This window comes from Zhongshania guokunii (assembly GCF_040892635.1).
Classification (GTDB): domain Bacteria; phylum Pseudomonadota; class Gammaproteobacteria; order Pseudomonadales; family Spongiibacteraceae; genus Spongiibacter; species Spongiibacter guokunii.
The window spans coordinates 17,084-41,135 of record NZ_JBFRYA010000011.1; the positions used below are offsets into that span (position 1 = coordinate 17,084).

The window sequence follows — 24,052 nt, forward strand, 5'->3', positions numbered from 1 at the left end:
GTTCTACTATTAAAGCGTTAAATAAAACACACCCTATCGCCACCGATGCGACTACCCCGTCAGCGGTGAGCTGCTCTACTTGTAAAGCGTCTTGTTGTCGTTTAGAGGTGATGCTGATTACTGAGACCGGTGTGCCCGAGCGTTTTATTCAGCGCGATGAATGGGGTGGTGAAGTAATGGCGCGGCTGAGTGATGGCTGGTGTGCGGCACTAGACCGTCACACCATGCTGTGCTCCATTTATGAAAACCGGCCCTTTATCTGTCGGGAGTTTGCGACCGGTTCCTACGAGTGCTTAAACGAGCGCGAAGAAATCCAATTATAAAATCACTAAATGATTGGGCAATTCATTCTTTTCGCTGGTGGCGGGCAGCTGACGCTTTAACTCAACGCCGCAAGCTTCAATACATTCAACAAACCCTTTGGCGGTATTGCCACTGCGCACTTGCGCGGTAAATTGCTTCACAATGGCCTGCCAATACGCGTCAGGTATCTTTGCAGAAATGCCCCGGTCAACCAAAATTTCTACGTAGCGTTCCGCTTCTGAAACAAAAATTAATATGCCAGTTTCACCCTTGGTGTGATGAAGGTTTTGCTCCAAAAATTGCCGACGCGCTAAATTGCTGGCTCGCCAAAAGCGTACTTGGCGGGGAATTAGCCGGTATTGCAAAGCCGGTATTTGAAATAGCAGCGCCAGACCAATGAATAATGCCCACTGGCTCAGTATTAGCTGATGAGGGTTAAGCCACGCCGGGTAGTAGTTCACTGCGCCGGGTAGCAGCAGCGCTAGCAAGCTCGCCCAGAGCAGCGGAATATAGCGGTAGTCATCGGCTTGGCGGGCCAGCACCGTGACCAGCTCCGCGTTGGTCTGGCCCTCTACCCGCTGTATGGCCTCGGTGAGTAACTGTTGTTCTTGTTCATTGATTAGCGACATAGTGAAATCCGTATTAGGTTCTAGGTTCAAAGCCTTAGCTACAGAATGAAGGTGGCTTCGCTACCAGCCACCAGATGCACCGCCACCACCGAAGCCGCCGCCACCGCCGCCGAAACCGCCACCACCAAAACCACCGCCGCCAAAGCCACCACCGTGGCGACTACCCAATGCCGCGCCGAGTAGGGCACCGCCCAAGAATCCCCGGCCGCCGCGACCGCGACCACCGCCCATCATCATAAAGATAACGGCGAGCAGTAAGAGACCACCAAGTTTTGGTGGAGTCTGCTTTTTCGTTTCCTGGGTTTTGGCAATCGCCGGTGTTTTGCCGTCGATGACAAGCACCATGGCCTCAACGGCAGCTTTCACGCCGCCGTCAAAATCGCCAGATTTAAAGGCGGGAGTTAGGATTTGCTGAATAATCTCGGCGCTGCGGGCATCGGTGAGTAAGCCCTCAAGGCCATAGCCCACTTCAATGCGCATCTTGCGTTCTTTCATCGCAATAATCAGCAGGGCGCCATTATTGGTATCTTTTTGACCAATGCCCCAGTGGCGGCCCAACTGAAAACCGTAGTCGCTAATCTCGTAGCCCTGTAAGTCGGGTAGGGTAACCACCACAATCTGATTGCCCGTGCGTTGCTCCTGCGCCGCCAACTGTCGATTCAGATCTTGCTCAGTGGCGGCAGACAGCAGCTTGGCATTGTCTACCACCCTGCCGCTAAGCTTGGGAAATTCCGGCTCGGCGGCGAGGGCAGACAGGCTGAACAGCAGGCTGCATACGAGTAATAAAGGCGTTAGGAATAAGCGCATTAAAAGTTAACCTGGGGCGCTTCTTCCGCCTTCGGTGCAGTGGCCTTAAAGGTCTCACGCTCTTTTAGCTCGCTATACATCATGCTGTGCCAGATCTTGCCGGGAAAAGTGCGAATCTCGGTGTTATAACGACCTACCGCCAGAATAAAGTCGCGGCGGGCAACGCTAATGCGATTCTCGGTGCCTTCCAGCTGAGATTGCAGCGCCAAAAAGTTTTGGTTGGATTTTAAATCGGGGTAGCGCTCCTGAACCATCATCAAGCGACTTAGCGCGCCGCTGAGCTTGGCCTGGGCCGCTTCAAACTGCTGCAGTTTCTCGGGGTTATCTAAAATGCTGGCATCAACCTGCATCGAGGTTGCTTTTGCTCTGGCCTCAACCACCGCAGTTAGGGTTTCTTGCTCCTGCGCGGCAAAGCCTTTCACGGTAGCGACCAAATTGGGGATAAGATCGGCGCGGCGCTGATACTGATTTTCTACCTGCGCCCAAGCGGCTTTGGCCTCTTCGTCCAAACGGGGAATATTGTTAATACCACAGCCGCTCAGCAGTAGGCTGGCCAAAAGCAAAATAAACAGGGTATGACTGCGACGGACAAAGGACGATGTAGCTGCTTGCATGATTCAGGCCTCAAGGAACGAACAAGCCCTCATGGTAACACTGTCGACGCACACCTGCAGAGAGGCGCATTTGCTCAGTTCTGCAGCGAGTGTATTACGCCACGCTGCGCAAACGCTTTCGGCCGCTGGCTGGCGCTTTGGGGAAGTTCGGCCCCGTTGGCTCCTGTTTGCGCATTAAATAATCGATAATCGCCTCGCGAATCTTTTGCTCGCCACCCTCAATGCCCTGATTGCCAAATAGGCGATTAAACTCAAACACATAGGGGTGGTCGCCGACCATGGCAATATCAAAACCGGCGTGGTCAATGTCCAGGGTTTGCGCTAAATGCAGCGCCAGATTCACCGCCTGCGCGGGCACTGCGCTTTGTTCAATCACTCCGCCTTTGGCGACATTATTGTAAAACCCTTGGTCAGATTGCAGTCGCCAGTAAGCGCTCACTACCGTATCGCCAATAATTACCACGCGAATGTCGCGGTTAATGGGCAAGTATTCCTGAACATACAAAACATCGGTCTTTTCCAAATACGCGCGCCACTCGGCCCGGTCTTTTATCAACCAAACGCCACTGCCCTGAGACGCTTTGGGAAGCTTGGCAACAAAGGGGTGCAGCATAAGCTCCCACAATTCCTCCGCGTTACTGGGGGTATTAGCCCTAATCTCGGTATGGGGAGTATTGCCGGGCGCGACCATTTCAAAGGCGCGGCTCATCTCAATTTTATTGTGGCCCAGCAGGTAACTGGCTTGGCTGGGGAATACCCGCGCTTTAAGACCGTAAATTAAGGCGTTGAGCTGCCAATACTCAGGGTATAAAACCCAATCGGCCGCGCTAATTTCGTCTTTATGCTTAAAAATTTGCTCGGGTTTTAACTGCTTAGTGTCGTTAAAACCAAGAGTGCGGAAAATATCGAATGAAATCCAAGCCATGATTGACTACAGAAAATTGAGGTGCGCCTTTATACGGTTTAAATGGAAATTCGACAATATGTACAGAGTGGCATTTATTGGCTTTGGCGCAGACGGTGGCCCAAAAACCATTGTGCGAGTCACACATCGCCAGCCAGCGATGTAAGTGCCGTAAATCTGAGCGTTACCTACCGTCACTCTGAACGTCGCACATCGTCTTCTGAATCCCACCTACCGTCATTCTGAACTTGATTCAGAATCCACATACCACCGAGGTAATTCATATCCCCCTCACTAGATGCCGGATCAAGTTCGGTAAGACGGCTTTGCCTATTTTGGCGTTACCCCACTCGCTCGGTAAATCTCCGCACCCCGTCGCTATCTCCGCACCGCCTTTCTGAATCCCGCGTACCGCCATTCTGAACATCACGCTTCGTCACTCTGAACGTGTCACATTGCCAATCTGCGCTCCCCGTCTCGTCATTCTGAACTTGATTCAGAATCCATATACCACCGAAGTAATTCATATCCCCCCAACCAGACACTGGATCAAGCCCACTATTAGGTACTTGCCAGTTTGGAAGCCCGTCGCTGACACTAGCAGTACCCACGCATTAACTCATTGAAGTTTATAAAAAACGGGATATGATCACGGCAAAGGAATGTTTGGCAGAGATATAGGGAAGTAGTCTTCGTTTGTTCGGCACTCGCCAATAGCGATGTAGTCACCTTCTTGAATTCCCTCATGTTTTTTTATCCCTGCTAAAGCGCTAGCTTTAATATAAAGGGGCTAAAGGTATATATGGCGCAGGTCTTTTGATAAAACTGTTAGGTAAGCGAGTAAAGTCACATGAATGATAGAGCAGCATACAGGGTCGATCGTGATTCGTTGCCAACACATTACCCCACTCATTTGCATGATGACTATTTCTGGGAATGCTTGGGGCGCGCTGTGGCAACGTTTGGTTTTTTAGAGGGCACGCTTGTAAAGGCTATATTTGCGATAACAGCAACGACCACATATCGCGAAGATGAGATTGCAGGTGCCTACCAGCGATGGATTCCAAAAGTCGAAAGATCACTATCAGATCAATTGAATGCATTGATTGATACATATGCGAAAGCTTTGAAAGATAATACTGATACTAGGTTAGGACATGCCGATCAACTGCTAGAAGATTTGAGAAAATCAGCAAAAATCCGCAATGTGCTTTGTCATGGTTCGTGGAATCAGCCAGACAAAAGTAAGGCATCGTTGCCGTTCTACGTAGATCGGAAGGGAGAGAAGTTTGAAACTGCAATTGATGTCCAGTTTCTACAGCGACTCCAATCGCACGTTTCCGAGTTAATTTGCAGCGTAATCGATAGCGTAACGCTAATGGGGTGGCAATTCCCAAGTACGGGAGGGCCGGGCGAGGTTATATGGCGAAAAAAATAACTTCAAGCGGGGCTGTGTGCCTAATAAGAAAAATCCGCGCGGCTGTTTAGAGCGTTAGCTACCAAAGGAATTTCAGGTCTTGTATAGAGTAATTAACTATTTGGCTTTCATAGGTTGCATTATTTGGCTTCTTCTAGATCAAAGCCCAGAGCCAGTAGTTGCACTTCTGCTTACTATTGCAGGGTTCTTTCGTGATGACATACATGGTGTTATAGGTAAAAACGTATTTGCACTAACTCCAAAGAATCAGCTTATTCGAGACCTCGAATCGGCTAGATTCTCCTTTATTAATCCGGAGTTTATTAACCCCCAAATATTGTATGATTTATCTGGTTGGCTTAGTGACGCAGGGGATCAAATCGTATCTATCAATATTACCGGATCAAATGATTCAAATCGGTATCATGGTGAAGTCACTGCGGAGGAAACAGATGGGTATCCTATTGTCAAATCCTCTACTGAAGAAGGCTGGGTTTCGTATAAGTATATCGGCAGATCCTTTAGCGGTGTTCACATTGTGCAAACTTGGAGCAATGGGGGTGGTTCTGGTGTTTTTACCAAAATTTTGCTGGTAACACTAAGCTCAGACTCATCGTTGGAATCAAATGGGCTTAGTTACAGTAAAAAATCTAGGTACGTTATAAAGCTAGCGGGCTCATTCCCACTTGGTGATAGGTATCAGGGACAAGTGAAATATAGGTTCGGCGTTCTTTCTATATCTCCTTGTGAGGGCATGAAATCACTCAGAGGGTCAGGTGCAAGAGTTGTCGTACTATAAGGCTAACAAATCACTGCTGTCGGAAAAAATTTCCGCTGTACTCGAAGTTTGCCGCAGAGCGCCGCGCTATGCATTTTTGAAGGAGCATCAATGTCCGTCGAAGTAATAATTAAAGGGATCAGAACAAAAGGGGTCAGAGCCCTTTTTGATCGGCTGGGGTGACTGCGCATTGACGCTTTGCTAGTCTGATTTTGTCGAAGTTGTTTCAGGGAAGAAACGATGCCTAGAAAGCCACGCTATTATTTACCGGGTGTACCTGTTCATATAGTTCAGCGAGGTCATTCTCGAGAACCCATATTTTTTGAAGCTCAGGACTATGCGACGTATGCGTATTGGTTAAGTGAAGGGGCTCAAAAGTATGATGTAGCCATACATGCCTTCGTATTTATGACTAACCATATCCATCTGCTCGTTACGCCTGAGGGTGGAATTCAGATTAGCCGGTTGATGCAATTTATCGGAAGACGGTACGTACCGTATCTCAATCACAAATATGGCCGGAGCGGCTCGGCGTGGGAAGGGCGATACAAGGCCAGTCTAGTTCAGGACGAGGCGTATCTTTTCACTGTGATGCGGTACATAGAGTTAAACCCCGTGAGGGCGGCAATGGTTGTGCGGCCCGGTCAATACCGCTGGTCTAGCTTTTGTCATAATGCGGGTATCAGAGAGGTCAGCTTCCTTCGTTTTCATTCTCTATACGAAATTAAAGGGGTCAGAGCCCTTTTTTGATCGGCTGGGGTGACTGCGCATTGACGCTTTGCTAGTCTGACTTTGTCGAAGTTGTTTCAGGGAAGAAACGATGCCTAGAAAGCCACGCTATTATTTACCGGACGTACCTGTTCATATAGTTCAGCGAGGTCATTCGCGAGAACCAATATTTTTTGAAGCGCAGGACTATGCGACGTATGCGTATTGGTTAGGTGAAGGGGCTCAAAAGTATGATATCGCCATACATGCCTTCGTATTTATGACTAACCATATCCATCTGCTCGTTACACCTGAGGATGGAATTCAGATAAGCCGGTTGATGCAATTTATCGGAAGACGTTACGTACCGTATCTCAATCACAAATATGGCCGGAGCGGCTCGGCGTGGGAAGGGCGATACAAAGCTAGTCTAGTTCAGGACGAGGCGTATCTTTTTACGGTGATGCGGTACATAGAGTTAAACCCCGTGAGGGCAGCAATGGTTGTGCGGCCAGGTCAATACCGCTGGTCTAGCTTTTGTCATAATGCGGGCGTCAGAGAGATCAGCTTCCTTCGTTTTCATTCTCTATACGAAAAGCTAGGCAAAACCCGCGAAGACCGCCACCGAGCGTATTGCGATATGTTTGAAGGTACGATGGATGAAGCAGATATCAAACTGATTCGAGAATCTTGGCAGTCGGGTACTCCCCTAGGTAACGATTGGTTTAAAGAGAGGGTGCAACAACGTTTACAATGCAAGGTAGGGTACGCGAGGCGAGGGCGGCCAGCGAAGAATGGAGTAAAAGGGCTCTGACCCCTTTTACTCTGAGAGCACACTGAACTAGGTGATAAATATAAAGGGCATCAAGCAGTAATTGATTGGGGGCGAGATTTTCTAGAAAACACAGCAATCCCGCGAGTTGAAGCTTATAACAAATCTAGAAAAGAACAAGGAGTAGACGAATCAACGATTTACTTTTGGGTGCACAAAGATTCACCAGAGGCTGTTAAAGAGGCTTTAAGATTGTTGACTTATACAGGGATTATTCGAATGGTTGACAGTGCAGTCAGGGCTACTAGAGCAGAACTGGGAACAAGGTATGAAATTAAATATGGCTGTATGATCTCACTTGAGAGTAATCCGCATGGGGAATCTTTGGAATTTTATAAAAATATTTCAATTAAAAAATTCCCTGAGTTTGGTAAAAACCATCCTTCATATTCGGGAAGTGATGTATTGCTACAGGCCAATGATGAGCTTCAGTACAAAAAGTCCTTGAATTCATTACTTGAGAAATCAATTGATGTTTTAGCTCTGCTTACATCATGGCAAAAGGAGAAGCTTAAGTCTGCGGGTATTCAAACAATCGAAAATTTGCACGCTAATACTGAAGAAAGCTTAATTGAAAAAATTTATGGTGTTGGACCGGCAAGAGCCCGCATTATGAAAAACGCAGCAAACGCTGAACTTCTAGAGTATATATCAGGATAAATGTAACGAACGCGTGTTGTCGGATTGGTTTTCCGCTGCGCTCCAAACCAATCGCAAATGCGAGCGTTCTGAATACCAACAATCAGAGAATGAGTATTAAAATGACTGAAAAACTAAGCCCAACTGCTTTAAACGCATTAAAAATCGCGTTCACCTACATGCCAAAAGCCATTGAAGTCACTAAATATGAGTATGGTGACGGCTACCAAAAAGTATTAGATCATGTTGAAACAGTGAGAGAAATATTACTGATTAATGATGTAGACCCTGATGAGGTTTATGGCGAAATAAACCCTGAGAATACGCCTAACTCTACTTATTAATTTGCGAGTAGCCGTTTATTCATTAAGAGACCGAGCGAAACAATGAACGATTCAATCATTCTGCATCACTATGAGAACTCGCCTTACGCGGAAAAAATTCGGCTGATGTTCGGTTTTACTAATACCCGCTGGCATTCACTGCTGTCACCGGTTTATCCGCCCCGGCCGAATGTCGATCCTTTAACGGGTGGCTACCGCCGAATTCCGGTAGCCCAGATTGGCGCCGACATTTTCTGTGACACCGCACTGATTGCTCAGGAAGTGGCGACTGTAACGGGCTGCGCAGCGCTTGATCCCGCAACAGTCGAAGGCGATGCCTTGGCCTTGATGAAACAGGCGGAAGAGAAGGCTTTTTTTGCGGCGGTCGGAGCGGTGCCGCCATTGCGGCTGCTGGGCACTATGCTCAGAAGCTTCGGCCCCATCGGCACCTACCGTTTTGCCAAGGACCGGTCTAGCTTGTTACGCGGTGGCACAAGCCGGCCGCCAGCGGCGGCCAAGGCGGCGGGTGTTCTGCAGTCTTTTCTCGACGCCTTGGAGGCTAGGCTAGCGGAATATCCTTGGGTCGGGGGCGATGCGCCATCGGTCGCGGATTTTGCGTGCTACCACCCGCTGTGGCTTCATGTGAGTTGCAATCGCAAGCCCTTGGCGGCGGGTGCAAACGTTCTGCGCTGGTATAAGGCGGTCGAAGAGTTTGGGCATGGCCAACGCAAGGAAATAACACAGGCGGAGGCCTTTGAAGTGGCCAGAGTATCGGAACCTCGGGCACTGCCGACCAGTACCGAGCATGGTTCGCTGCAAATTGGGCAAGTGGTTCAGGTTGCGCCACTGGACTACGGCGTGGTGCCCGTCAGCGGAACGCTAGCGGCGGTAACTGAGAATCGAATTATTGTCGCTCGGGAGAGTAGCGAATTTGGAACGCTGCATGTCCACTTTCCCCGCACTGGTTATTCCCTGGTTGCGGGATGATTAACAGTGTCCCATAACAAGCAATGAATACATGGCTAAAAGTAAACCTAGGTGATGCCATGCTCGCAACGGGCATGCTCGCTGATCTTGAGTCTCATCTTGCCCGGGTTTATGAGGAAGAAGGTAGGCCGTCCACTATGTTGGCGGTCTATCGTCATGAATCGAGTGATTTGCATTGCAGTGTGATGGTGTATTTGACCGCCGATTTTCAGCGTGCAAGTTTGCTAGAGGACTCCACATATTGTGCGATGCCCGCTATGTCTGATGCTGGATTTCTGGCGGGCAATAAAGCGAGTATGAAGCAATAAGGCAACGGTTTGGTTTTGTGAGTGTTCGTGATCAAGGGCTTTCGTCATCTAAGACTTAGGCCTCGTCATAATTTAATTTTTTAGACATGCCGCCAATCCCGGCGTTCAGGGTGTTTGTTGGGTCTAGGGCTTTATAGTTGTTCGCCAGTGCAGGCTTGGCGTGATAGTGATGCCCAACATTGTGCTCGGCGGGGTATTCGGCCCCGCGTTTCTCCAGCAACGCTAGCAAGGCGTCTTTTACAGCTTGTACGTCTTCACCTTTTCGCACCAAGTAGTCTTGATGAAATACGTGGCATAGAAAGTGGCCGTAATAAAATTTATTCAGCAGCTTGCGGTTAAGCTCATCGGGTAGGGTTTCGAACCAGTCTGTGTCGTTGCGTTTTAAGGCAATATCTAGGGCGACGATGGGTTCTACGCGGTTATGGTGTATGGCGGCATATTGCACGGCAGCGCCTGCGGCGGCAAAGCGCAATAAGTAAGCCGATTTTGCCTCGGCCTCACTGCAAAGAAAATAATCCACATCGTGTTGTTGTTTCATATTTTCTAATAATAATTCTGTCTCTGCTTTTGCGGCATCTTTTACGCTGAGAATTAGTTGATGTTCATACCTATTATTCCACTGGTGCAATACGTTAGGTGTTTGGCTCGGGAATAGCTTGGCCAGCCGGTAAACCATGTTGTCGATAAAACCCGGGCTTAAAAAAGGTACGCGCCTGCAAACGGAATCTAGCTGGCGCTTAATATTAAAGAATTTAGGCAGCCAGTTTGTGCCTAGGTATTTAATTAATAGCACGGTGTCTCGGCCGTAGTCATCGGCGAGGGTAAAGATATCTCGGTGCAAGTACTCCGCATAAATCGGTAGGCTGGCGGTTTTTTCAAGTAAGTCTTTTCGGAGGAGCTGCAGGGCCTGGGTGGAGTTGCTGCCTAAATAAAAAGTGTGTTCTTTTTCATTTTTTACAAAGGTATCTACCCGCACCGCGAAAACAGCCAGCTTGCCAGCGCAGCCACTGGCTTTGTGTAAGCGTCTGGGGTCGGCATTAAACCGCGCGGGGGTGTCCCGTGTTGTCTCGCGCACCCAATTCGCATAATCGCGGTCAGACGCCAGCTTATTGGTGGTTTTAATATCCTCTAATGAATAATTTTTGTTCTGTAAGTTTGTCAGAATTTCTTCGGGTGTAATACCCAGCTCAATATCGAGTTCATTGATTAAGCTGAGGGTGCCATCGTCGTTGACCTGCGCATAGAGCGCGAGCTCGGTGTAAGCGGGGCCGCGTTCGACCAGCGCGCCGCCAGAGTTATTGCAAATACCGCCTACGATTGACGCGCCAATACACGAGGAGCCAATTACCGAATGGGGTACGCGACCATAGGGTGCGAGGGTCTTTTCTAATGAAAATAAACTGGCGCCAGGAAAGGCAAGAATCTGCTGTTGTTGATCTAAAACATGTATGTCATTAATGCGCGAGGTGTTGATGATTACCGTGTCGCGGTCGCAGCCTTGGCTCGGCGTTGAGCCGCCGGTTAAGCCGGTATTGGCGGCTTGCATAATAACAATGACATTGGCTTTAACGCAGGCCTCGAGTAGCTGCCATTGCTGCCACAGCGTCGCTGGTTTGACAACGGCAAGGGCGGGGCCTTGCCCCTCACGAAAGCCGGTGCGAAAAGGGGCGGTGGCACGTTCGCTGGTCAGTACATGGCGTGAGCCAACAATTTTTTTAAAGCACGTAATGAGCGGCGAACGTGACATTATTTATCAAACCTAATTTTGACTAATTAATGGAGGGCTTATAATTAGGTGAACTGAACAGCGCTTTACGCTGACGGCTGCGTAATTGCTCTTGCTCTAATATATTTTTCGCATTCACCTCACCGAGGGGCAGCTCGTCTTCTCTGGTGAGCTTGCCATCGGCGATCAGAGATAAGTAACGCGAACAGCACACTCGTAAAAACGAGGTGAAGTTACTAATATCGTGATCAGCATCGAGGGATTCTAGGTAGAGCTTGGTAATCATTTGGTTAACCGTCATTTGGTCGCGAAATGATATTTCTTCTAGGGTGTCCCAAAAGAATTCTTCTAAGCGAATAGAGGTAACCACACCATCAATACGCAGCGACTTGGTGCGATAGCTCCATAGTTTGCTATCGGCATTGATAAAAAGCTGACACATAAATAGGCTCTCGATGCTAATTAAGACTTATAACAATGCCACAAATTGTTTCAACATGGCAGGATGCGCAGGCCAAGCCGGCGCAGTGACTAGGGTGCCGTCGGTGATGGCACCATCCATGGGGAGTTCCACCCACAGCGCACCCGCCATGACCATTTCGGGTTGGCAGGCTGGGTAGGCCGATATTTTTTTACCTTCAATTACACCTGCGGCGCTGAGTAACTGTGGGCCATGGCAAACCGAGGCAATAGGTTTATTGTTTGCAGCAAAGTGACGAATAATTTCAATCACTTTGGCATTTAGGCGCAGGTATTCTGGCGCGCGGCCACCAGGCAGATACAAGCCCTGGTAATCTTCGGGGTTGATGTCGTCAAAAGACGCGTTAAGCACAAAGTTATGGCCGCGTTTTTCGGTATAGGTTTGATCACCTTCAAAGTCATGAATAGACGTTGCAATACTGTCGCCCGCTTTTTTATCAGGGCAAATCGCATCCACTTCGTGGCCCATGGCTAGTAGCGCCTGAAAGGGAACCATGTTCTCGTAGTCTTCAACAAAATCACCGGTAATGATTAAAACTTTAGCCATGTGTAAACCCTCTTAGTGTTGGAATTAGCCGCATTGCTGAATGAGGCTGGCTCAATCAGTAAAGCATTTTGAAAATCCATTGGATCACAGCGGCCAATTGCGGGGGTAATAAGGAAATACTACATGGGGAATTGTTTGATATTGGAATGGGGAATGAAGCGTATTTTTGGCTGGGGAATCTCGTACCCGCTAATAAGGCCGTGGCGGCCAGATTAGCGGGCGCTTGGCAGGCCTAGAATTTAACTTGCACTTCCATGCCGTAGGTTCGCGGTTGGCCTGCCAGGTACTGGTCGAAACCAAAGCCCGCTTGCAGGTTTATTGCGTAGCTGTCGTACTCTTCTTCTAGCAGGTTTTTACCCCACACCGACACGCTGTAACTGCCGTCGTTGGCATACCAGCTCAGGCGGCCGTTATACAGCCAATACGCGTCTTGGCGAATATTGTCGTAGCCGTATTGGTCGTTGTAGGCGCTATACCATTGATCGTCTTGAAAGTTGGCATTGCCATTCACACTTAAATAGCCGTATTCCGTAATCAGCAAGTCGTAATCAATGGAAACGCTGAAGTTAAGTTTTGGCGCCGAAATTAATTCATTGCCAGACAGATCCACGCGATCTTCTTGGTCGGCAATGGTTTCGGTATTGGCGAGGGTAAGCTCGGTGTACTCGGTGTCGAGCAAACCAATGGCCGATTGCACGGTGAGGCGCTCAGTAATGCGCGCCCACAATTCCGCCTCTAGGCCCATAATTTGCGAGCCACCGGCGTTTTCCAAAAAGTTGGAAATGCCCACTACGTTAATGAACTGCTGATTGGTGTAGTCATACAGGAACGCGGCCGCATTTAAGCGCATGCTGCCTTCGGCCATATCGGCTTTAAAGCCGACTTCATAGGCGTCGATATATTCTGGCGAGGCGTAGGCGGTTTCCAGTGGCCGAGGTTGGTAGTAAACGCCGCCGTTGTAACTGCCCGCGCGGTAACCGCGACTGGCGCTACCGTAAACCATGAAGTCGTCGTTAACGCGGTAATCTAAACCAATTTTGCCGGTGAACTCTTTTTCTGGGGCATTCAATTCTGGTGCAGAATCGAGGGTGTAAGCGCCGTGGGTGTAGCCGGTGTTTTGATAGGTGGCTAAATCACCGGGGTTGGCCAGTAGGTTTTGAATATCAAACACGGTAATGGGCAGGGTGATCCAAGCATTGTCGACGCCGGTGGTATTGCCCGGCACGTAACTGCCCTGGGGTGTGCCGTCATTAGCAAGCCGCGAGATGTTTAGGTAGCTTAATTTACTTTCGTCGCGGGTATAGCGCAGGCCAATGTCCATGCCGAAATTAGCACTGAAATCGAAGCGCATTTGGGTATAGGCCGCCGCGCTGGTTTTTTCGGTGGCAAGGCGTTGATCGATCATGCCGAAGTCGATCAAGTAGGGAAAAATGGGAATGGTGTCGGGCTTGGCGTAGCCAACTCGGGCATCGGGTATTTGATTAAAAATATCGTAAATATTCTGCATGTATAAATCTTCGCTGCCGTAATACACCCCGGCAATAACATTAAACATGCCCTCAAAATTCGAGGTGAAGCGCAGGTCTTGGCTAAAGCTCACCGAGTCGGACGACCATTTAATTTCGAGCAAGCCGTTGGGGCTGCCATCGGTGTCGGCCATTTGGTAGTAGTCGGCGTCGAGATAGGAGCTGACCGAGGTAATGGTGTAGCTGCCGGTGTTGTAGTTCATGGTGAGTACGGCGAGATCACTATTGGTAATCAATGCGCCGACGGCGTTGGATTCGGTCTCGTGAAAGTCGAGATTGCGGCTGCCACGTGAGTAGCCGGTGTAGTCTATAAAGCCGTTGGAGTCGCCCTCTAGGCCGCTGCCCCGTAAGTCGGTGCGGGCTTCATTGCGCGGCGGCGTGCTCAGGCCATCGTTCTTGGATTGGGTGATTTTTAACACCGCATCCATTTTGTCGTTAATTATCCAATTTAAGCCCAGGCGCAAGCCTCTAAAGTCGGTCTGAGCGGCGTTGGCGTCTTGGCCGACGACGTTCACATAGCCGTCGTCGCGTTTAAGGCTACCGGCGATACGGGCCGCTAACACATCGGGTATTAGCTCGCGCTCGGTGCCGCCCTCGATAGACGTGGCGCCGTAACTGCCCGCGCCGGCCTTGATAAAGCTGTCGCCCTCGCCGCCAAAGCCAGGGGTGCGGGTAATAATATTAATGGCGCCGCCGGTGGTGTTTTTACCGTAGAGGGTGCCCTGTGGCCCGCGCAATACTTCTAAACGCTCAATATCAAAGAAGCTGGCGCCGTGGCTGTAAACCGGTGCCAAATAGGCTTCGTCTACATAGACCCCAATAGGGCTGGCTTGGTTGGAGCTGTAGTCAGACATGCTGACGCCGCGAATCGAAAATATCGGCTGCACATCGCCATAGGGGCCGCTGACCTGCATATTGGGAACCTGCGCAGACACGTCGTTGGCATTTTCAAAACCGAGTTTGTCGAGCATGTCGGCAGTCACACCGGTTACCGCAATGGGAATGTCTTGGGCGCTTTCACTGCGTTTTTGGGCGGTAACCAGCACCTCCTCTAGTGCGGGCGCGGCGCCAGCTTGCACGGCGGCGAGCAGGGCGAAACTGGTGATGCCGGTATTGAGCAATAATTTGGTGTAAGACGGACGAGCTAAAATGGAACGGGCCACAGTTTTCTCCTCGGATTAACGATGCAATACGGCGCTGGCCACCAGCCATTGGGATTGATGCGCGCTTAATTACAGGGTTTAGCTTTTATTATTTATCTTATTTAAGGATGCAATTCGCTGGCGTGGTAGCGAATTGCATTTGTTGTAGGCGAAGTACAGTCTAATTGATAAGCTATGTAGAATTTCGGACATTTTTGGCACCTTGCGGACATTAATTTTAGCTTGGGTAAAAACTGTTCACGCTAACGCTTTCATCTGCAAACCTTACGTTGGTTGGGGTGGAGTAGATTCCCTAGGCGAGCTTCAATATGAAAAGTTGGGATTTTTGTCGGAGTATCACCAGTGTCCAAATTTTAGTGGCGCTGGGTCTAGATCATGGCGCCGCGCTCGAGCAATTATTGCTGAACACGCCATTGGATCAGAATAGTCTGAACAACCCCGAAACCGTGGTGGAAGCCAGTGCGGAAATGACGGTAATTCGCAATTTACTCCGCGAGCTGCCGCATCTTCCCCATTTAGGGCTGCGCGCTGGCGAACGTTATCCGCTGTCTGCTTATGGCATTTGGGGCTTTGCACTGGCCAGCAGCCCCACCGCGCGCAAGGCGGTGGAATTGTCGCAAACTTATCAAGAACTCACCTTTGTATTTTCTGGTTTTACGGTGGAAGAGCAGGGTGATCACGCCATTCTGGTTTTTGATAATGCCGATGTGCCGGTGGATGTGCGGCTGTTTTCGATTGAGCGTGAAATTCACGCCGCGATGATTATTATCCGCGAGATGATTGGCGCAAATATGGGCGAGGAGTGGGTTAGGTTTCAACATCCCCGGCCCGCCAATGCCGGGTTATACGAGCAGTGTTTTCGTGGCAAAGTCGAATTTTCTGCCGACCGCAATGAGCTGCTGTTTCCACGCAGTGCTTTAGATAAGCCACGCGCGGTTGGCAATCTGGCGACGGCCAGTTTACTTGATAAACAGTGTTCCGAACTGATCGCCAAACGCAGTGCAAGGCGCGGCTTGTCGGGAAAAGTGCGGGATATATTATTGCGTCAGCGGCCAATGTCGATGGACATGGAAATTGTGGCCGACGTGCTGTGCATGACCTCGCGCACTTTGCGCCGTAAATTAGACGCCGAGAAAACGTCTTTTCGGCAATTGGCCGATGAAATTCGGCTTGGTCTCGCCGAAGAAATGTTGGCGGGCACCCGTCTCAGTGTTGAGCAAATCGCCGAGCGCTTAAACTATGCCGACGCATCCAGTTTTTCGCAGGCTTTTAAACGCATGAGCGGTCAAACGCCGGGTATGCTGCGCAAGCAGGGCCGACGTTTGGATTCGTGATTGCGCAGTTTACGCTCAGGTGTAATCAGACCTTTTCTTCAATATTGGTGGGTTCATTCACCGCAGAAATCGCGTCCTTGGCAGGTATAAACGTCATTGCCCGCTCAGCCAAAGCCGTTATGGTAAGGCTGGGATTTACGCCGAGATTAGCGCCCAACATCGAACCGTCGCAGACATAGGCGTTGTCATAGCCAAACAAGCGATTCTGACTGTCGATCACGCCCGTCTGCGCGGAGCTGCCCATGCCGCAGCCGCCCATGCAGTGGGCAGTGGTGGGAATATTAAAAAATAATTCCGACACCATGCTCGCGCCAACGCCATTGAGTTGCTTGGCGCTGTCGACAACAAATTTATTGGCCGCCGGGATAAACGAGGGAATAGGCTCGCCCTCGGTTTGCAATACCTTGCTAAACGGCCAATACCAAGGCCGGCGATAGCGCATATTTAAATGCCCCTCAACGGTTTGCATACATAAAAAGATAATTGTTTGCTTGGCAAAACCAAAGGGATTACAGCCGCGCAGAGTCTTAATGGGGTGGCGCAGCAGCGATCCTAACAAAGTAAAAAACCATAAAAATATTCGGCCAATACCCGGTGTGCCAAGGGTGAGTGGCGTGAACAATACGCTGAGTAAATCGTGGCCTTTGCCGTAGCGAGTGGCTTCAATGTGGGTGAACTCATCGAGATAAAACCCCGAGCCAATGGCAACGCCTTTAGACATATCCTCGCCGCCGGGGAAGCGCAGCGCCAGTAAAGACTCGGCATTCGTGCGCACCCGATTGCCCAGTTCGTCGGAAATATTGGGCATGGCGCCAGACTGTTTAAGTTTAAATAATAATTCCTGAGTGCCCAGCGAGCTTGCTGCAAAAATAATTTTTTTGGCGGTAAAGCGTTTGCGCTGTTTAGAAAATAAGGCGGTGCCGTGTTGGGTAAACACCTCGTAGCCGTCCTTGCCATTACTGTTATTAAAAGGCCGCACATCGTTAACACGGGTTTGCTCATGCACTTTTGTGCCTTTGGCCTCGGCGAGATAAAGATAATTTTTATCCAGCGAATTCTTGGCGTTGTGCACGCAGCCCGTCATGCAACTGCCGCAGCCAATGCAGCTGTGGCGCTCTGGGCCTGCGCCGTTAAAGTAGGGGTCGGGGTAGCGTTTGCCGCCGCTGGTGTCGCCGGCATCGCCAAAGAAAACGCCTACATCGGTGGTGTAAAAGGTATCGCCACGGCCCTGATGCTCGGCCATTTCTTTAAGGGCGTGATCCGCTGCGGCAAGCCGCTGGTTTTTATTTACGCCGAGCATTTTTTTTGCGGTGGCGTAGTGCGCGGGCATTACGGCCTGCCAGTCATCTAGGCCGCGCCAACTGCCATCGGTCCACACCGACTCTGGCGGTACCAGCAGGGTATTGGCGTAGGTAACGGAGCCGCCGCCAACGGCATTGCCGTGTAAGACCATTACATGGCGAAAAAAACGCAGGCTGAAAAAGCCTTTTAAACCCAATAGTGGCCGCCACAGAAAATCCCATACCTTCCAATTCGTCGATGGCATATTTTCTGGGCTCCAGCGGCGGCCCATTTCCATTACGCCAACCTTATAGCCTTTTTCGCTAAGACGCAGGGCCGAGACACTGCCACCAAAACCGGAGCCAATAATAATCACATCGTAATCAAAGTGCTGGGTCATATTGTTGCCTCTACGCGCGCTTTAGAGAAAGTATAATCGGCTTGTTTAAAATCGCGATTGCGCCGCCGAAAGCTAAAGGTAAAGCCCGGCCACAGCTGGGTAATTTTACCTGAGCGGTGCTTATACCAGCTGTCGCAGCCGGTTGCCCACACTGAGCCGCCGAGTCGATTCTGCAGTTCTTTATTGTAGGCTTGCTGAACCTCGGCGCGCACTTCTACGGCATCGGCAGCTAGCGCATTGGCTGCGGTTAAAACGCGGCTGATGGCGGCAATCTGGGTTTCGATCATGTATACCATAGAGCTGTGCCCCAATGTGACATTAGGGCCAACAATAAAGAAAAAATTCGGAAAGCCATGCACGCTAGAGCCTAGATAAGCCTCTTCGCCATTTGCCCACACATCGGCCAACACGCGGCCGTCGCGGCCGTGAATCATGGCGGCGATCGGATTGTCGGTGGCGTAAAATCCGGTACCAAAAATAATGCAATCGACCGCGCGCTCACTGCCATCCTTGCCAATGATACTGGTGGCGGTGATCTCTTTTATACCGCTGCTTAGCACTTCAACATTGGGCTTTTGCAGCGCCGGATACCAATCGTTGGAAATAAGAATGCGTTTGCAGCCAATGGGAAATGTTGGTGTTACGGTGGTGCGTAAGCTCGGGTCGGTCACTTGGCGGCGTATATGCCGGCTCGCGATCATACGAAATATCTTCATTAACGCGGGGTGTAAGACCATGCCTAAAACCCGTATTTCGTTCTGGCAGTAAATTTTGCCGCGCAATAATTTGCGGGTGATTGGCAGGCGTTTAAACAGCCATTTTTCAAGACGGTGATAGGCGCGATCCTTGCGGGGAATAATCCAGTTTGGGGTGCGCTGATAAACCGACAGTTTCGCGGGCGCATCCGCAATTTTTGGCACAAATTGAATGGCGGACGCGCCAGTACCAATCACCGCAACCCGTTTTCCCGCTAGAGAATAATTGTGGTCCCAGGTGGCGGAATGAAAGTGATGGCCACTAAAGTTTTCAACGCCGGGAATGTCGGGTAATTTCGGCTCCGCTAAACCGCCGTTGCCGCTTATAACAAAGCGCGCGCGAAAGTCGCCGCCGCTGGTGTTGACCAGCCAGTGGCCGCTGTTTTGCTGGTAGTGGGCGCCGGTGAGCGTGTGGGCAAAGCGGATGTGGGGTCGTAAATCCCATTTGTCGGTGACGTTTTGTAAATAAGCTTCTAACTCAGGCTGGGTGGGATAAACCCGCGACCACTCGTTATTCGGCTCAAAAGAGAACGAGTAGAGGTGCGACGGCACATCGCAAGCGGCGCCGGGGTAGCGATTGTCTCGCCAAGTGCCACCTACGTCGCTGGCGCGCTCAATAATAATAAAATCGTCAATGCCCATTTCCTTTAAACGAATGGCCATACCCAGCCCAGCGAAGCCGGTACCGATAATAATAATGCGAGTTTCAATACAGCTCTTGGGGATACCTAGCGCAACATGGGTCATAGTTGTAGCCTATTATTGTTTTGGTGCAGAGCGAATTACGAGCCAATATCTTAAAGGGCCAGACCAAAACCACCATGCGCATGGCGGACATAACTGTAGAATTTCGGACAGCTTAAGTAATAGTCATGCCAGTCCCACGTCGCCTCTGTTCGTCAAACCGGCTCCAACATTACGCCATATCGACCCCACGATTCCGTCATACCGACCCCACGATTCCGTCATACCGGCTCCACCATTACGTCTTCCCAGCTCCAACATGACGTCATACCGGACTTGATCCGGTATCTCTGCGGCGCGGCAGAGCGTGGGTGCGGTGTTCTAGAGATGCTGAATCAAGTTCAGCATGACGGGGTTGGGGGTGTTCAGGGATAGCTCATACGGGTCTTAACATTACGCCATACCGGCTCCAACATTACGTCATACCGCCCCGACCACTACGTCATACCGGACTTGATCCGGTATCTCTGCGGCGCGGCAGAGCGTGGGTGCGGTGTTCTGGAGATGCTGAATCAAGTTCAGCATGACGGGGTTGGGGGGAGTTCAGGGATCGCTCATACGGGTCTTAACATTACGTCATACCGCCCCGACCATTACGTCATACTGGACTTGATCCGGTATCTCTGCGGCGTGGCAGAGTGTGGGTGCGGTGTTCTGGAGGTGCTGAATCAAGTTCAGCATGACGGGGTTGGGGGGAGTTCAGGGAATAGGTCATAGTACGTCATACCGGACTTGATCCGGTATCGCTGCGGCGCGGCAGAGCGTGGGTGCAGTGTTCTGGAGACGCTGAATCAAGTTCAGCATGACGGGGTTGGGGGAGTTCAGGGAGTAGGTCATACGAGTCCTAACATTACGCCATACCGGCTCCAACATTACGTCATACCGGACTTGATCCGGTATCTCTGCGGCGCGGCAGAGCGTGGGCGCAGTGTTCTGGAGATGCTGAATCAAGTTCAGCATGACGGGCTTGGTGCGTTAACGGCTACCGCTCCCGTCTACTTCAGCTGTTTAATAAATGCGTCAGACTCTTTAATCGCGCTTTCCATCGCGCCAATTAACTGCTGCACATCGCGGTCGATACCGGCCAGCTCACCTTTGAGTGCACCAATCGCGGAGGCGTTTAAATTGTGTTTAAGGTACAGCACATTGTCGCGAAGGGCATTAAGCACGGGGTCGATGCTCTTTTCGGCGCGGCGCATAGATTTGATCAGGGCGGCGTACTGCCGCTTAGTGGCTTGCAGCTTGTTGGCACTGTCGCTGCGCAGGCGGGCGTTGGTATACAGCTGCAGTTCGTCTTGCCACTCGTCGAACAGCGCGTCGGCTACTGATTCTACCTTGTTGATCTGGTCGCTTACTTCTTGGGCGGCGGCTTCGCTGTCTTCAAATTCGCCGTTTAAGCGCTTGTAGTGGGCTTCTAAGTCGCCACCGTCAAAGCTGACTACCGACCTAAATTCACTCAGCGCATCTTTAAACTGTTCTTGAGCATCTTCTTGGGCTTCTTTGGCTTCGCCAACGCGGTCGACCAAAATGTCACGTTTGTGAACACCCACTTTCTCCATGGCGTTGTAATACGTGGACTCACAGCCGCTGATAGAGATCATTGCTGTGACGGCAAGGAGTAAAATTAATATGCGCATGGTGTGTCCTGAAACATTATTAGTATCGATCCTAATGGTAGCTTGCATGGCGGAGTGCGGCAAATTACCGAGCCATTCGGTCAATATTAGTTAGTACTAACAATGCGCTTATGGCTTCAATGCTGCGGAATTGGCACCCGCTGCTGCATTTATTTTCTCGTCGTCAAAAAAACCTAAACGCCGCGCTCGTTTTGCCCACAGTTCCCGAGCCAAGGTTTGCATGTGCTCGGTGGTGTCGGTTTCGTCAATGATCTGCATCCCCAGTAGCGTCTCGACGAGGTCTTCAACAGTGACTAAGCCCATAACACTGCCGTATTCGTTTACCACTAGAGTCATCTGCATCCGGGATTCTATTAGGTTTTGCAGTAACTCGGGTGTTGGCAACGTCTCGGGCACGACCAATATTTCGCGCCGCAACTGAGAGAGTGGCGCATCTGGCGTGCGAATCATCGCCTGCATTAGCTCGTCTTTACGGATGTACCCAGTAATATTATCGGCGTCGCCGCTGTAGATTGGAATGCGAGAAAACTGAATCTCACCGTCGGCTTCTACAATCGCTCTTACGCTGGCGTCTTCGGCAAGGCTAAAAATGACTAGGCGCGGGGTCATTACGTCACGGGCTTGCAGTGAGCGAAAGCGAATAAGGCTGGTGACTGCATCAGACTCTTCTTGGTCGAGTATCCCTTCGCTTACGGCTACCTCGGCAAGGGCGACAAACTCTTCGCGACTAATAGAGTGGCCGTGTCCGCCACGTGACATTAGCTGCGTAATACCTTTGGCCATAATCACCAAAGGGTACATCGACCACACCACAAAGCGCAGTAATAGGCCACAAGTTGGCGCGAGTTTACGCCAGTACAGGGCGCCTAAGGTTTTGGGGATAATTTCTGAGACGATTAAAATAAGCAGGGTTAGCACCGCCGAAATAACGCCAAAATACACTTCGCCAAACAAGGCTGTCGCTTGGGCCCCAGCACCTGCGGCCCCCACGGTATGGGCAATGGTGTTTAAGCTGAGTATTGCCGCAAGAGGCCGGTCAATATCAGTCTTATAGCCGCGCCATAGGCGACCATTGCGGTGTCCGCCGCGCTCTTCGGCGGCAATATACGAGGGCGTAACACTCAACAGCACGGCCTCTAATACAGAGCAGACAAAAGATACACCTAAGGCAATGCCAATATAGATCAGTAGTAAAATCATGTTAAACCGGCGCAAATATAAAACCTGATTGCCGCATTGGCGAGGCGTAAAGTCAAGTGTCGGTTTGCTTTACTGACAGCGTGCAGCATGAGATCACAAGACCGATTGTAGTTGAGCGCATTAGCTAACTAGTTAGGGCTCTATTGACTACTAGATACGGTTAAGTTGATTTACCGCAACTGCGCTCTCAGGAAAATCGACTAAGATGAAATAACATTGTTTAGCTGCGGGGTTTATAGGTCTGAATTATGTCTGACAGTTATACCGTTATTGCCACCTTACTCGGCGGCTTGGGCTTGTTTTTGGTTGCCATGGAGTTAATGACCGATGGCTTAACCCTTGCTGCGGGAAATTCACTGCGTCGCCTGCTAAGTAATTGGACTAACACCCTGATTCGCGGTGTATTTTCGGGAATATTGATGACCGCGCTTGTGCAGTCATCTAGCGCCGTTACCGTGGCGTCTTTAGGCTTTGTGAACGCCGAGCTAATCAAGATGCGCCAAGCTCTAGGCGTGATCTACGGCGCCAATATTGGCACAACCATGACGGCATGGCTGGTCGCGATGGTCGGTTTTAAGCTCGACGTTCATGCCTTTGCGCTGCCCGCCATTGGGGTTGGCGCGTTTATTATGCTGGCCAAAAATAAAGGCCCGCGTTTAGGTGTTGGCCGCGCGCTGGTTGGTTTTGGTTTGTTTTTCCTTGGTATATCTACACTACAGCAGGCCTTTGAAGGTGTTGTAGCTAACTTTGATCTCGGCACCATAACCTTGGCGGGCAATGCAGAGGTCGTTGGCTATTTGCTAATCGGTATCGTGATGACCATTCTTACCCAGTCTTCTAGCGCTGCAATTGCGATCACCATATCGGCGGCTTCTGCGAATATGATTGGTATCTATGCGGCGGCGGCAATGGTAATTGGTGCGAATGTTGGCACTACCTCTACTGCGGTATTGGCGTCGATTGGCGCAACCCCCAATGCCAAACGACTAGCGACTGCCCAAGTGATTTTTAATATTGGCACTGCTATCGTCGCGGTGTTGCTATTACCGGTGATGTTTTACGCGGTGGAAGCGGCGCGGGAAATAATGAAGCTGGCACCCAATGTCGGTGTGTCATTGGCGCTATTTCATACAGTTTTTAATTGCCTCGGCGTGCTGTTGGTTTTGCCGTTCAACAACCGATTAGTCACGTTTTTAGAAAAACGTTTTGTGACGGTTGGCGAGTCTCTAGCTAAGCCAAGATACCTAGATAGAACGACCGCGGCTGCACCTATGCTGGCAGTAAATGCGTTGATATTGGAATTGCAGCGCACTGCGGTTCACATCGGCGATGCTGCAAAGCAAACCTTAGATACTGAAATCGCTAATCACGACCTTGAACAGAAAATTAATGCGGTTCATCAGCTTTCAAATGTAATCTCTAATTTTATAGTAAATTTGGAGCGCGCTTCTTTGAGTGAAGAAGTTACCCATCAACTTTCTGATTTGATGCGCGTTGATCAGTATTTTATGAGTTGCGCGGTGGTGCTGGGCACTGCGCTGGAAACTCGAACTAAGCTAGGTCGCTTACCCAATTTTACCTTAGAGCAAGAGATCGAGGCCTACCGCAATAGGTCACGAGATTTTCTTAACTCCGCAATAAGTGCCGACTCGGAACTCTATTTTGAAAAATTAGAAAATACGTATCACGCGCTTAAAAACGAGCGTGATGTATTAAAAGAAAATTTGCTGAGTACTGGCACTAGAGGACTAATTAGCCTTGAACAAATGATTAATGCTATCGACTTTATTACTGAGATTAAGCAGCTTAATGAACAGTGGTATAAGGCTATAAAAATACTATCGCGTTTGGAGTGTGACACGCATCGTCAAGATTCAGAAGTTTCAGATAGTGAACGTTCAGAGTTCGAAAGTGCAGAAGCGGCGGTGGCAAGGCTTCAGGTGTCAGCAGGAAGAAATGAAGACAATAGCGGTAAGGTTGCGACCTGAGGCCGCGAGCAGAGCAAATTGC

At 50.1% G+C, this 24,052-nt stretch carries 24 protein-coding genes; 11 read left to right on the forward strand and 13 right to left on the reverse strand.

Annotated elements, in window-relative coordinates:
- Positions 1-65 precede the first annotated feature (65 nt).
- Positions 66-323, forward strand: a complete 258-nt coding sequence (locus AB4876_RS12785; RefSeq protein WP_368382105.1) for a YkgJ family cysteine cluster protein — start codon at positions 66-68, stop codon at positions 321-323.
- Here the strand turns inward: AB4876_RS12785 and AB4876_RS12790 are convergent.
- From AB4876_RS12790 to AB4876_RS12805, 4 genes are all read right to left on the reverse strand, one after another.
- Positions 318-932: a TPM domain-containing protein gene (locus tag AB4876_RS12790; protein WP_368382106.1), complete on the reverse strand. Its 615-nt coding sequence runs from the start codon at positions 930-932 to the stop codon at positions 318-320. The genes AB4876_RS12785 and AB4876_RS12790 overlap by 6 nt on opposite strands.
- 60 nt (positions 933-992) lie before the next feature.
- The gene (locus AB4876_RS12795) at positions 993-1,739 is read right to left on the reverse strand and encodes a TPM domain-containing protein (protein WP_368382108.1); all 747 of its coding nucleotides are present in this window, start codon (positions 1,737-1,739) and stop codon (positions 993-995) included.
- Positions 1,739-2,353: a LemA family protein gene (locus AB4876_RS12800; protein ID WP_062384726.1), complete on the reverse strand. Its 615-nt coding sequence runs from the start codon at positions 2,351-2,353 to the stop codon at positions 1,739-1,741. The genes AB4876_RS12795 and AB4876_RS12800 overlap by 1 nt, the downstream gene beginning before the upstream one ends.
- Before the next feature lie 94 nt (positions 2,354-2,447).
- On the reverse strand, positions 2,448-3,278 hold the full coding sequence (locus AB4876_RS12805) for an ATP-grasp domain-containing protein (RefSeq protein WP_368382110.1): 831 nt from the start codon (positions 3,276-3,278) through the stop codon (positions 2,448-2,450).
- An 829-nt stretch (positions 3,279-4,107) separates the two neighbouring features.
- Here AB4876_RS12805 and AB4876_RS12810 point away from each other — a divergent pair.
- From AB4876_RS12810 to AB4876_RS12845, 8 genes are all read left to right on the forward strand, one after another.
- Entirely contained in the window at positions 4,108-4,695 is a 588-nt protein-coding gene (locus tag AB4876_RS12810) for a hypothetical protein (protein WP_368382111.1), read from the forward strand.
- A gap of 79 nt (positions 4,696-4,774) precedes the next feature.
- A complete protein-coding gene (locus AB4876_RS12815) occupies positions 4,775-5,473 on the forward strand; it encodes a hypothetical protein (protein WP_368382112.1) in 699 nt (232 codons plus the stop codon).
- Positions 5,474-5,692: 219 nt separating this feature from the next.
- Positions 5,693-6,202 carry a transposase gene (locus tag AB4876_RS12820; protein WP_368382114.1) on the forward strand — a complete coding sequence of 170 codons (510 nt, stop codon included), beginning with the start codon at positions 5,693-5,695 and terminating at the stop codon, positions 6,200-6,202.
- Between the two features lie 70 nt (positions 6,203-6,272).
- Complete coding sequence (locus tag AB4876_RS12825; protein ID WP_368382115.1) at positions 6,273-6,974, forward strand: transposase; 702 nt, start codon at positions 6,273-6,275, stop codon at positions 6,972-6,974.
- Between the two features lie 168 nt (positions 6,975-7,142).
- Positions 7,143-7,652 (forward strand): hypothetical protein, encoded by a 510-nt coding sequence (locus AB4876_RS12830; protein ID WP_368382117.1) that lies wholly within the window; start codon positions 7,143-7,145, stop codon positions 7,650-7,652.
- A 101-nt stretch (positions 7,653-7,753) separates the two neighbouring features.
- Positions 7,754-7,975: a penicillin-binding protein gene (locus AB4876_RS12835; protein ID WP_368382119.1), complete on the forward strand. Its 222-nt coding sequence runs from the start codon at positions 7,754-7,756 to the stop codon at positions 7,973-7,975.
- A gap of 42 nt (positions 7,976-8,017) precedes the next feature.
- Positions 8,018-8,941 carry a glutathione S-transferase family protein gene (locus AB4876_RS12840; RefSeq protein WP_368382120.1) on the forward strand — a complete coding sequence of 308 codons (924 nt, stop codon included), beginning with the start codon at positions 8,018-8,020 and terminating at the stop codon, positions 8,939-8,941.
- A gap of 23 nt (positions 8,942-8,964) precedes the next feature.
- Entirely contained in the window at positions 8,965-9,249 is a 285-nt protein-coding gene (locus AB4876_RS12845; RefSeq protein ID WP_368382121.1) for a hypothetical protein, read from the forward strand.
- A 55-nt stretch (positions 9,250-9,304) separates the two neighbouring features.
- Here AB4876_RS12845 and dld read toward each other — a convergent pair whose 3' ends face one another.
- From dld to AB4876_RS12865, 4 genes are all read right to left on the reverse strand, one after another.
- Positions 9,305-10,996 carry a D-lactate dehydrogenase gene (dld, locus tag AB4876_RS12850; protein ID WP_368382123.1) on the reverse strand — a complete coding sequence of 564 codons (1,692 nt, stop codon included), beginning with the start codon at positions 10,994-10,996 and terminating at the stop codon, positions 9,305-9,307.
- A gap of 22 nt (positions 10,997-11,018) precedes the next feature.
- Positions 11,019-11,417: a ribbon-helix-helix domain-containing protein gene (locus AB4876_RS12855; RefSeq protein ID WP_368382125.1), complete on the reverse strand. Its 399-nt coding sequence runs from the start codon at positions 11,415-11,417 to the stop codon at positions 11,019-11,021.
- Positions 11,418-11,444: 27 nt separating this feature from the next.
- A complete protein-coding gene (locus AB4876_RS12860) occupies positions 11,445-12,002 on the reverse strand; it encodes a DJ-1/PfpI family protein (RefSeq protein ID WP_368382127.1) in 558 nt (185 codons plus the stop codon).
- A gap of 232 nt (positions 12,003-12,234) precedes the next feature.
- Positions 12,235-14,691: a TonB-dependent receptor gene (locus AB4876_RS12865; RefSeq protein ID WP_368382129.1), complete on the reverse strand. Its 2,457-nt coding sequence runs from the start codon at positions 14,689-14,691 to the stop codon at positions 12,235-12,237.
- Between the two features lie 308 nt (positions 14,692-14,999).
- Between AB4876_RS12865 and AB4876_RS12870 the strand changes: the two genes are divergently transcribed.
- Positions 15,000-16,025, forward strand: coding sequence for an AraC family transcriptional regulator (locus AB4876_RS12870; RefSeq protein ID WP_368382130.1), 1,026 nt, complete (start codon positions 15,000-15,002; stop codon positions 16,023-16,025).
- 25 nt (positions 16,026-16,050) lie between these two features.
- Here the strand turns inward: AB4876_RS12870 and choxAB are convergent, their stop codons facing one another.
- The 5 genes from choxAB to AB4876_RS12895 form a co-directional block, all read right to left on the reverse strand.
- Positions 16,051-17,706, reverse strand: coding sequence for a cholesterol oxidase (gene choxAB / locus AB4876_RS12875; RefSeq protein WP_368382131.1), 1,656 nt, complete (start codon positions 17,704-17,706; stop codon positions 16,051-16,053).
- Positions 17,703-19,208, reverse strand: coding sequence for a flavin-containing monooxygenase (locus tag AB4876_RS12880; RefSeq protein ID WP_368382133.1), 1,506 nt, complete (start codon positions 19,206-19,208; stop codon positions 17,703-17,705). Before AB4876_RS12880 ends, choxAB begins: the two co-directional genes overlap by 4 nt.
- Positions 19,209-19,916: 708 nt before the next feature.
- On the reverse strand, positions 19,917-20,165 hold the full coding sequence (locus AB4876_RS12885) for a hypothetical protein (RefSeq protein WP_368382135.1): 249 nt from the start codon (positions 20,163-20,165) through the stop codon (positions 19,917-19,919).
- Positions 20,166-20,200: 35 nt separating this feature from the next.
- The gene (locus tag AB4876_RS12890) at positions 20,201-20,842 is read right to left on the reverse strand and encodes a DUF2959 domain-containing protein (protein ID WP_368382137.1); all 642 of its coding nucleotides are present in this window, start codon (positions 20,840-20,842) and stop codon (positions 20,201-20,203) included.
- A 108-nt stretch (positions 20,843-20,950) separates the two neighbouring features.
- A complete protein-coding gene (locus AB4876_RS12895) occupies positions 20,951-22,042 on the reverse strand; it encodes a CNNM domain-containing protein (protein ID WP_368382139.1) in 1,092 nt (363 codons plus the stop codon).
- Between the two features lie 248 nt (positions 22,043-22,290).
- On the opposite strand from AB4876_RS12895, the gene AB4876_RS12900 reads away from it, so the two are divergent.
- Entirely contained in the window at positions 22,291-24,030 is a 1,740-nt protein-coding gene (locus AB4876_RS12900; protein ID WP_368382141.1) for a Na/Pi cotransporter family protein, read from the forward strand.
- Positions 24,031-24,052: the final 22 nt, after the last annotated feature.

Coding starts and splice junctions, on each gene's coding strand:
- AB4876_RS12790 (WP_368382106.1), bottom strand. CDS start 932: ATGTCGCTAATCAATGAACAAGAACAACAGTTACTCACCGAGGCCATA.
- AB4876_RS12795 (WP_368382108.1), bottom strand. CDS start 1,739: ATGCGCTTATTCCTAACGCCTTTATTACTCGTATGCAGCCTGCTGTTC.
- AB4876_RS12800 (WP_062384726.1), bottom strand. CDS start 2,353: ATGCAAGCAGCTACATCGTCCTTTGTCCGTCGCAGTCATACCCTGTTT.
- AB4876_RS12805 (WP_368382110.1), bottom strand. CDS start 3,278: ATGGCTTGGATTTCATTCGATATTTTCCGCACTCTTGGTTTTAACGAC.
- AB4876_RS12810 (WP_368382111.1), top strand. CDS start 4,108: ATGAATGATAGAGCAGCATACAGGGTCGATCGTGATTCGTTGCCAACA.
- AB4876_RS12820 (WP_368382114.1), top strand. CDS start 5,693: ATGCCTAGAAAGCCACGCTATTATTTACCGGGTGTACCTGTTCATATA.
- AB4876_RS12825 (WP_368382115.1), top strand. CDS start 6,273: ATGCCTAGAAAGCCACGCTATTATTTACCGGACGTACCTGTTCATATA.
- AB4876_RS12835 (WP_368382119.1), top strand. CDS start 7,754: ATGACTGAAAAACTAAGCCCAACTGCTTTAAACGCATTAAAAATCGCG.
- AB4876_RS12840 (WP_368382120.1), top strand. CDS start 8,018: ATGAACGATTCAATCATTCTGCATCACTATGAGAACTCGCCTTACGCG.
- AB4876_RS12845 (WP_368382121.1), top strand. CDS start 8,965: ATGAATACATGGCTAAAAGTAAACCTAGGTGATGCCATGCTCGCAACG.
- dld (WP_368382123.1), bottom strand. CDS start 10,996: ATGTCACGTTCGCCGCTCATTACGTGCTTTAAAAAAATTGTTGGCTCA.
- AB4876_RS12855 (WP_368382125.1), bottom strand. CDS start 11,417: ATGTGTCAGCTTTTTATCAATGCCGATAGCAAACTATGGAGCTATCGC.
- AB4876_RS12860 (WP_368382127.1), bottom strand. CDS start 12,002: ATGGCTAAAGTTTTAATCATTACCGGTGATTTTGTTGAAGACTACGAG.
- AB4876_RS12870 (WP_368382130.1), top strand. CDS start 15,000: ATGAAAAGTTGGGATTTTTGTCGGAGTATCACCAGTGTCCAAATTTTA.
- choxAB (WP_368382131.1), bottom strand. CDS start 17,706: ATGACCCAGCACTTTGATTACGATGTGATTATTATTGGCTCCGGTTTT.
- AB4876_RS12880 (WP_368382133.1), bottom strand. CDS start 19,208: ATGACCCATGTTGCGCTAGGTATCCCCAAGAGCTGTATTGAAACTCGC.
- AB4876_RS12885 (WP_368382135.1), bottom strand. CDS start 20,165: ATGCTGAACTTGATTCAGCATCTCCAGAACACTGCGCCCACGCTCTGC.
- AB4876_RS12890 (WP_368382137.1), bottom strand. CDS start 20,842: ATGCGCATATTAATTTTACTCCTTGCCGTCACAGCAATGATCTCTATC.
- AB4876_RS12895 (WP_368382139.1), bottom strand. CDS start 22,042: ATGATTTTACTACTGATCTATATTGGCATTGCCTTAGGTGTATCTTTT.
- AB4876_RS12900 (WP_368382141.1), top strand. CDS start 22,291: ATGTCTGACAGTTATACCGTTATTGCCACCTTACTCGGCGGCTTGGGC.